Source organism: Mesorhizobium sp. RCC_202, from assembly GCF_041355295.1.
GTDB lineage: Bacteria > Pseudomonadota > Alphaproteobacteria > Rhizobiales > Rhizobiaceae > Mesorhizobium.
In genome coordinates this window covers 222,727-229,293 of the sequence record NZ_JBFUPO010000003.1, presented here as the reverse complement: position 1 = coordinate 229,293, position 6,567 = coordinate 222,727, and the positions used below count along the sequence as shown (strand labels likewise).

At 65.1% G+C, this 6,567-nt stretch carries 8 protein-coding genes; 5 read left to right on the top strand and 3 right to left on the bottom strand.

Features of this window, described 5'->3' with window-relative positions; translation table 11 throughout:
- Together AB6802_RS08405 and AB6802_RS08400 are read left to right on the top strand one after the other, a co-directional pair.
- Positions 1–415 (top strand): DUF1236 domain-containing protein (locus tag AB6802_RS08405; protein WP_371009591.1); only part of this gene is annotated, 415 nt, incomplete at its 5' end.
- Positions 416–821: 406 nt separating this feature from the next.
- Positions 822–1,157 (top strand): hypothetical protein, encoded by a 336-nt coding sequence (locus AB6802_RS08400; protein ID WP_371009590.1) that lies wholly within the window; start codon positions 822–824, stop codon positions 1,155–1,157.
- A gap of 51 nt (positions 1,158–1,208) precedes the next feature.
- Here the strand turns inward: AB6802_RS08400 and AB6802_RS08395 are convergent, their stop codons facing one another.
- Together AB6802_RS08395 and AB6802_RS08390 are read right to left on the bottom strand one after the other, a co-directional pair.
- Positions 1,209–1,613: a hypothetical protein gene (locus tag AB6802_RS08395; protein WP_371009589.1), complete on the bottom strand. Its 405-nt coding sequence runs from the start codon at positions 1,611–1,613 to the stop codon at positions 1,209–1,211.
- Positions 1,614–1,773: 160 nt separating this feature from the next.
- Entirely contained in the window at positions 1,774–2,010 is a 237-nt protein-coding gene (locus AB6802_RS08390; protein ID WP_371009588.1) for a hypothetical protein, read from the bottom strand.
- Positions 2,011–2,355: 345 nt separating this feature from the next.
- Between AB6802_RS08390 and dinB the strand changes: the two genes are divergently transcribed.
- A complete protein-coding gene (dinB, locus tag AB6802_RS08385) occupies positions 2,356–3,621 on the top strand; it encodes a DNA polymerase IV (RefSeq protein WP_371009587.1) in 1,266 nt (421 codons plus the stop codon).
- 80 nt (positions 3,622–3,701) lie between these two features.
- Here dinB and plsY read toward each other — a convergent pair whose 3' ends face one another.
- The gene (gene plsY, locus AB6802_RS08380) at positions 3,702–4,358 is read right to left on the bottom strand and encodes a glycerol-3-phosphate 1-O-acyltransferase PlsY (RefSeq protein ID WP_371009586.1); all 657 of its coding nucleotides are present in this window, start codon (positions 4,356–4,358) and stop codon (positions 3,702–3,704) included.
- A 192-nt stretch (positions 4,359–4,550) separates the two neighbouring features.
- On the opposite strand from plsY, the gene AB6802_RS08375 reads away from it, so the two are divergent.
- Positions 4,551–5,783 (top strand): patatin-like phospholipase family protein, encoded by a 1,233-nt coding sequence (locus tag AB6802_RS08375; protein ID WP_371009585.1) that lies wholly within the window; start codon positions 4,551–4,553, stop codon positions 5,781–5,783.
- Positions 5,784–5,950: 167 nt separating this feature from the next.
- A complete protein-coding gene (locus AB6802_RS08370; RefSeq protein WP_371009584.1) occupies positions 5,951–6,385 on the top strand; it encodes a GFA family protein in 435 nt (144 codons plus the stop codon).
- Positions 6,386–6,567 lie beyond the last annotated feature (182 nt).

Here is a 6,567-nt window from a genome sequence, read left to right as displayed (position 1 = left end):
TAACGCTCAGGACAACACCAAGTTGAAGAACAGCCAGCAGGCGCAAGACAAGACCAAGGTCCAGACCGATCAGCAGGCCCAGGGCAAGGCCGGCGCCAGCACCGAGCAAAACGCCCAGACCAACACGCAGACCGACCAGGGCAAGACCGCCTCGATCAATAACGTGACGGTCGAGCAGAAGACGCAGGTCACGCAGATCATCCACGAGACCAAGGTCGAGCCGGTGCGTGACGTCAGCTTCGACATCTCGGTCGGCGTCGAGGTGCCGCGGCACAAGGTGCATCTGCACCGCCTGCCGTCGCGCATCGTCAAGATCATCCCGGCCTATGAGAGCTACGAGTATTTCGTGCTCGCCGACGGGCGCATCGTGATCGTCGACCCCGACAGCTACAAGATCGTGCTGATCCTGACCTGATCGGGCAGTCAGCGGCAAACAGCCCGTCACGCTTCGGCGTGACGGGCTTTTTTTGCCAGATGTCTTCCGTCCCATCCAGCGAGCCTGATGCCGGATCGACCTCCCGCCGCCGTCACAGGAAAGGCAGCGGGAGCTCGGCCATCCGCCGATGAAGGGAGGTTCTCGGCGCGATCTTCTCCGCGCGTTCTCACGCCACGGCGCCTCTTCGTCGACGCCGCGCTCCGTCAGATAGTCCTAACTTGATTGCGCTTTGGGGAACGAGACGTCGGGATTCCTGGTTTCTTAAACAGAAGTCCCCAGACGCTGGTCCCTGCGACATCGGCCAAAAGGCCGTACCGGAGGGTCGGCCGACAACCACCGCTTGCGGTCGCGCTGGAAAAGGTGCAAGGCTCAAGGCGGGTAGAGAATGGGCGAGATTGCCGGGACCTTGGACGGTCCAGGGCGCTCGGTTGGGCAGATGTATTTTCCGCGGTTTCTTGTGGGAATGACGGCAACGCTTTTGGTGGTCCTCGGGTGGACATATGCGTCCACCGGGTCGATCTGGGCGTCGCTTGGTTGGACGTTATTGGCGGGCGTGCTTTTGCAGGCCGCCTATTTCATAGTCGTGCTGGTGCTCATCCAGCGCGAGGGCCGCGCAGTCTCCGAAAGCAAGGCAGGCGACACAGCGCCCGCCAAGCTGCCCGGTCCTTTCGAGCGCGACGGCATCATTCAAGCTCTGATCTCTCGTCTGAAGCTGCTCTAGGGGCGCAAACCGCGCCGAGCGGCAAGCCGCCCGGCGATTTGCTTCATACGCCTAGCGCGCCGCCATGGTGGCCGAGCGCGCGGATTGCGCGGGCGAGAATACCACGACGGTAAAGACCAGCACGCCGGCGGCGACAATGAGCGACCCTATGCCCAGGATCGGGTCTACCGCGTCGTTGCCCGTGGCGAATTTCAGGTAAAGCGGCGGCAGCATCACCACCAGGCCGAGCGTGTAAAGGCCGTAGTGGATCATGGCCAGGCGCTTCTCGGCCTTGGCCGGATTGAGCGCATAATAGCCGCCGAAAATAGCGCTGGTGACCCAGCCCAGGAGATTGAAATGGGCGTGCGCCGGGAAAGCGCCATGGTCGCCGGAAATCCCCATCTTGATGCCGATGGCGATGCCCAGCAGCAAAAATATTACGCCCGTCTTGAAGAAAAGCTCCGAAACCCGTGGCATGATTCTTGTCCCTCCGATTCAGTTGAACCCCGTGTGGCAAGCTACACGTTGCGGCGTATGTTAGCTACCTCACGTAGAAGGGACTGAGGTCTTATTTTACTCTCAAGGCAGGGGCAGCGAAGCAATCCTGCCTTTCTGCTGAATTCGGGGAAGGCGCGAGCTACGGCGCGGCCACGATCTCAGCGCCTGGCCTCTCGTCGAACAGCACCGCGCAGCCGCGCTCGAGCGCCACCTGCGACAGCGCGTTGGCGGCGCTCTCGTCCGAAGAGACGAAGTCGCCGGTCAGCACGCGCAGTTCCTCGACGGCTTTCGACATCGGCACGACCCGGCCCGCGACATGGTCGCTGGCGCACGCTTCGACGACGCAGAGAAGATCGATAAGCTCGAAATTGTCCATCACGGCCTCCGCTTCGAAACAACGGTGAAGCGCCGCCAATTGTTCCCGCCCCGCCCGCCTGGACGACCGCAACCAATGCCGTCTCACCGCGTTGGTGCTGTGACTACTCCAGCCCTGCCCGCGCGGCTTTGCCGTGCGGGCTTTTTGCTTCGCGGCGAGACTGGCGATGTTGCACTTGCGTGCGATCGGTCACAGACAGCCTGGGACGTCCCTGCCGTGGCTTGACAAAAAACCTGCTTTGTTCTCTTTATGTTCATGCAACTTTCCTTAAAACACATCCGGCTAATGCTGCAGCGCAGCAGCAGGCCGGTGTGAAAACGACGCCGGATGGAGACGGAGCGCGGCATGCTCGCCACGAATGCCGGTTGCGGCGAAGCCACCATCCTGCATGCCGATCTCGACGCTTTCTATGCTTCGGTCGAGCAGTTGTTCGACCCCTCGCTCACGGGTAAGCCGATCGCGGTCGGTGGCGGCGTGGTGCTGGCGGCCTCCTATGAAGCCAAGGTTTTCGGCGTGCGCGGCGGCATGCCCGGCCGCAAGGCGCGCGAGCTCTGCCCGCAGTTGATCTTCGTCGGCGGTCGCTTCAGCGAATACCAGCGGCTCGGCGACGCCGCGATCAAAGTGCTCGACGATTTCACGCCGCTGGTCGAGCGCATCTCGATCGACGAGGCCTTTGCCGACGTCGCCGGCTGCACGCATCTGTTCGGCCAGCCCGACCAGATCGCGCAAAAAATCCGCGAGCGCGTGAAATCCGAGCTCGGCCTACCGATCTCGATCGGCGTGGCGCGGACCAAGCATCTGGCCAAGATCGCCTCGCAGGTGGCCAAGCCCGACGGGCTGGTGGTGGTCGCACCCGGCAGCGAGCTTGCCTTCCTGCACGATTTGCCGGTCACGTTGATGTGGGGCGTCGGACCCGCGACCAAGGCGCGGCTGGCCGAGATCGGTATCGAGACCATCGGCCAATTGGCGCGCACGCATGGCGGCGCGCTGGAGCGCCTGCTCGGCCCGGCCGCCGGCCAGAAGCTCGCGGCGCTTGCCTGGAACCGCGACCCACGCAAATTGGAAACGCATCGCCGCGCGATTTCAGCCGGCGCGCAGTCGGCGCTCGGCCGCAAGCCGGCCGTGCCGCGCATCTTCGTGCCGACGCTCTTGCACCTCGCCGACCGCGTCGCCAGCCGCCTGCGCGCCAAGGACCGGCCCGGACGTACAGTGACGGTGCGCGTGCGCTTCGCCGATATGCGTGCCGTCTCGCGCTCGGTGACGCTGGAGCAGCCGATCCAGGCCACGACGATGCTGGCCGAAATCGCCGAGGAGCTGGTGCGCGGCGTGCTGGCCGCCAATGCCGGCGAGAAGGACATCTCGCTGCTCGCCATCTCCGTCTCGCATCTTGAGGAGCATGCCGAGCTGCAGCTCGAACTGCCGCTCGGGCTGGCCGACGAGAAGCTGAAGCCCGGCAGCCGCAAAGGGTTGGCCCGCTTCGGCGCCGACCGCGCCATCGATAAGATCCGCCAGCGCTTCGGCAAGGAGGCTGTCGGCTACGGCACGGTGGCGCTGGAAGCGGCACGCTCGGTGCCGGACGAATTCAGGGAACTGGCCGAGAAGGAGCTGTGAGAACGCTTTTTGCGCAATTGTGGGCTGAGGCTACGGCGAAGTTGCCGAGCCCGACCGTTCCACACTTTTCTGGAATGGCTTCAAGGGCTCGCCTGCCCCAGGCGCGGCTCGGTGCCGGCGATCAGCCGGCCGATGTTGGCGCGGTGGCGCGCAATGACATAGAGGCCGCCGGCGATCACCAGCAGCCGATAGGCCAGCGGCTGCTCCAGGGCCAAGACCAGCGCGATCGCGGCCAGCGCCGCCAGCATCGAGCTCAGCGAGACGATGCGAGACAGGCCAAGCACGACGGCAAAGATCACGGCGGCGCCGACACCGACGGGCCAGGACAGCGCCAGAAGCACGCCGAGCCCGGTGGCGGCGGATTTGCCGCCGGTGAAATTCAGCCAGATCGAGCGGCCGTGCCCGAGCAATACGGCAAGCCCGGCCAGGCACACGCCCCAGGGCGCCAGGCTTTGCGCATCGGATAGCGGCGCCAACGACGGCAGCGTGTAAAGCCAGGCATGGAACCAGCGGGCCAAGACGATCGCCGCGACGCCCTTCAGCACATCGACCAGAAGCACGACAAGCGCCGGCCCTTTGCCCAGCGTGCGCAGCACATTTGTGGCGCCGGTGGATTTCGAGCCATGCTCGCGGATGTCGATACCCCGGACCAGCTGGCCGGCCAGATAGCCGGTCGGGACCGAACCGAGCAGGTAGGCGACCGCCGGTCCGGCCACGGCTGCCATCCAGAAGAGCATGCGATCCACCTCCCGCGTCTTCTGCACGGCTATGGCGCATTTTGGGGAAGAGCGCGAGGCGGGAACTGCTGATCTCCCCGCTTGTGGGGAGATTGGCAACTTGACCGCTTTGGCCAATCACCAGGATTCGCCGCTTGCCAGATTGCCCGCGCTGGGTTGGACTGTCGGCGAACCCGCCGATCGGAGTGATCCATGGCCAGTGACACGGTCCAGCCTGACGACGCGGACGACAGCGTTGAGCGCTACGATCTCGGCCTTTGCCTGTCGGGCGGCGGCTACCGCGCCATGCTGTTTCATGCCGGCGCACTGTGCCGGCTGAACGAGGCCGGGCTGCTTGCAAAGCTCGACATGGTGAGCTCCGTCTCGGGCGGCTCGATCGCCGCCGGGCTGTTGGCGGTGCTGTGGCCACGCTTCACCTTCGTCGACGGTGTCGCCACCAATTTCGGCATCTATCTCAACAAGATACTGGACTTCTCGCAAGTGTTCCTCGACGCACCGTCGATCGCCGTGGGCCTGCTCAACCCGTTTTCCAGCGCGGCGCGCGAAGTTGCCGCCTGCTATGAGCGGCATCTGTTCGATGGCGCGATGCCGATGCTGAAAGGCCTGCCGGAAAAACCCTGGTTCGTGTTCTGCTCCAGCAATCTCAGCACCGGCTCGCTGTTTCGGCTGTCGCGGCGCTACATCGCCGACTACCGGATCGGCGTCGCCTATCATGCCGACCTGCCGGTCGCGCTGGCTGTGGCCGCCTCGTCGGCCTTTCCGCCGGTGCTGTCGCCGCTCCGGCTCGACCTGACGCCGTTCCAGTGGAAGAACGACAAGCTCGACCCGACGGTCGGCCCACCGGTGCCACCGCGCCGCGCCGTGCTCACCGATGGCGGCGTCTACGACAATCACGGCATCGAGCCGGCGCTGAAGCGCTGCCGCTGGCTTCTGGTCAGCGACGCGGGCGCGCCTTGGCGGGCGTCGAATTCCGGGCTGTGGAACTGGTACTCGCAATTGAAGCGCGTCTCCGACACCGCCGATAACCAGGTGCGCTCGCTGCGCCGCCGCGACCTTGTCGCCCGCTTCCAGGCGGCGAAGGACGCCGACGACCGCGGCCAGCCCAACGACGCGACACGGCCCGACTATGCCACCACGCGCGGCGTCTACTGGTCGATCGCCAGCAAGCCGGACGCGACCGCGCCGCATTTCGCGCAAAGTGCCGCGACCGCGCCGGCCGATGTCGGCACCTCGCTGCATTTCCTGGGAGCCAAGGAGACGATCGATCTGGTCAACTGGGGCTACTGCGCCTCCGACCAGGCGCTGCGCGGCTGGTATCAGCCGGCGGTGCCGGCTGGGACGGGTGTGCCGCTGAAGCCGGGTGACATCAAGCCGGGGCGCTGCGCGCGAGTGTCGAAGGCGGTGATGAGTGGCTTCAAGGCTTGAGCGGGGTGGTGGTGCCGATCTCCTCCACAAACAATCACCAACGCTGTTGAATCACCAGGCTGGAATGCGTAGGAATAAGGCCGCGCCACGTGCCAACCTCTCCCGAAAACTTGAATATGCCGACCGCCGTACGGCGGCGACGAACTCATTCAACCATGAGGCAGCCCATGCGAACCGCATCCTGTGCCTGCGGGCAACTCAAGATCTCTTGTGACGGCGAGCCGCGACTGGTCGCGCTGTGCCACTGCCTCGATTGCCAGAGGCGGACAGGCAGCACTTACGGCATCGCCGCATTCTTCGCGCGCGCTGCGGTCACGGCCGAAGGGACTGCCAGCACGTACCGGCGCCTGTCCGACGGCGGCCACGCGGTCACCTTCCATTTCTGCCCGGAATGCGGCTCCAGCGTTTTCTGGGAGCCGGAGCGCAAGCCGGACGCGATCGCGGTGGCCGTGGGGTGTTTTGCCGATCCGGCGTTTCCCGCGCCGACGCGGATTGCATGGGAGGAGAGGAGGCATCGGTGGGTGGAGCCGATGGCGGAGCCGCCGATCTCCCCCCTCGTAGGGGAGATGTCCGGCAGGACAGAGGGCGGCGCGAAGGAATGAAGCATTGCTCCAGCTTGGGGCTCTCGCCAAATCAAAGGGCACGGCACCTGGATAAATACTGATATGCCGGCGCGACAGCGCCCCTTCTGCCTTGCCAGGCATCTCGCCCACAAGGGGGGAGATCGGCGGTTTCACCGCTTTCGCCAATCCGCGATGTCATTGGCATATCGCAACCCGTTCGC

Excerpts from the sequence above, each read along its gene's own strand:
- AB6802_RS08400 (WP_371009590.1), top strand. The coding sequence starts at position 822 with ATGGGCGAGATTGCCGGGACCTTGGACGGTCCAGGGCGCTCGGTTGGG.
- AB6802_RS08395 (WP_371009589.1), bottom strand. The coding sequence starts at position 1,613 with ATGCCACGGGTTTCGGAGCTTTTCTTCAAGACGGGCGTAATATTTTTG.
- AB6802_RS08390 (WP_371009588.1), bottom strand. The coding sequence starts at position 2,010 with ATGGACAATTTCGAGCTTATCGATCTTCTCTGCGTCGTCGAAGCGTGC.
- dinB (WP_371009587.1), top strand. The coding sequence starts at position 2,356 with ATGCTCGCCACGAATGCCGGTTGCGGCGAAGCCACCATCCTGCATGCC.
- plsY (WP_371009586.1), bottom strand. The coding sequence starts at position 4,358 with ATGCTCTTCTGGATGGCAGCCGTGGCCGGACCGGCGGTCGCCTACCTG.
- AB6802_RS08375 (WP_371009585.1), top strand. The coding sequence starts at position 4,551 with ATGGCCAGTGACACGGTCCAGCCTGACGACGCGGACGACAGCGTTGAG.
- AB6802_RS08370 (WP_371009584.1), top strand. The coding sequence starts at position 5,951 with ATGCGAACCGCATCCTGTGCCTGCGGGCAACTCAAGATCTCTTGTGAC.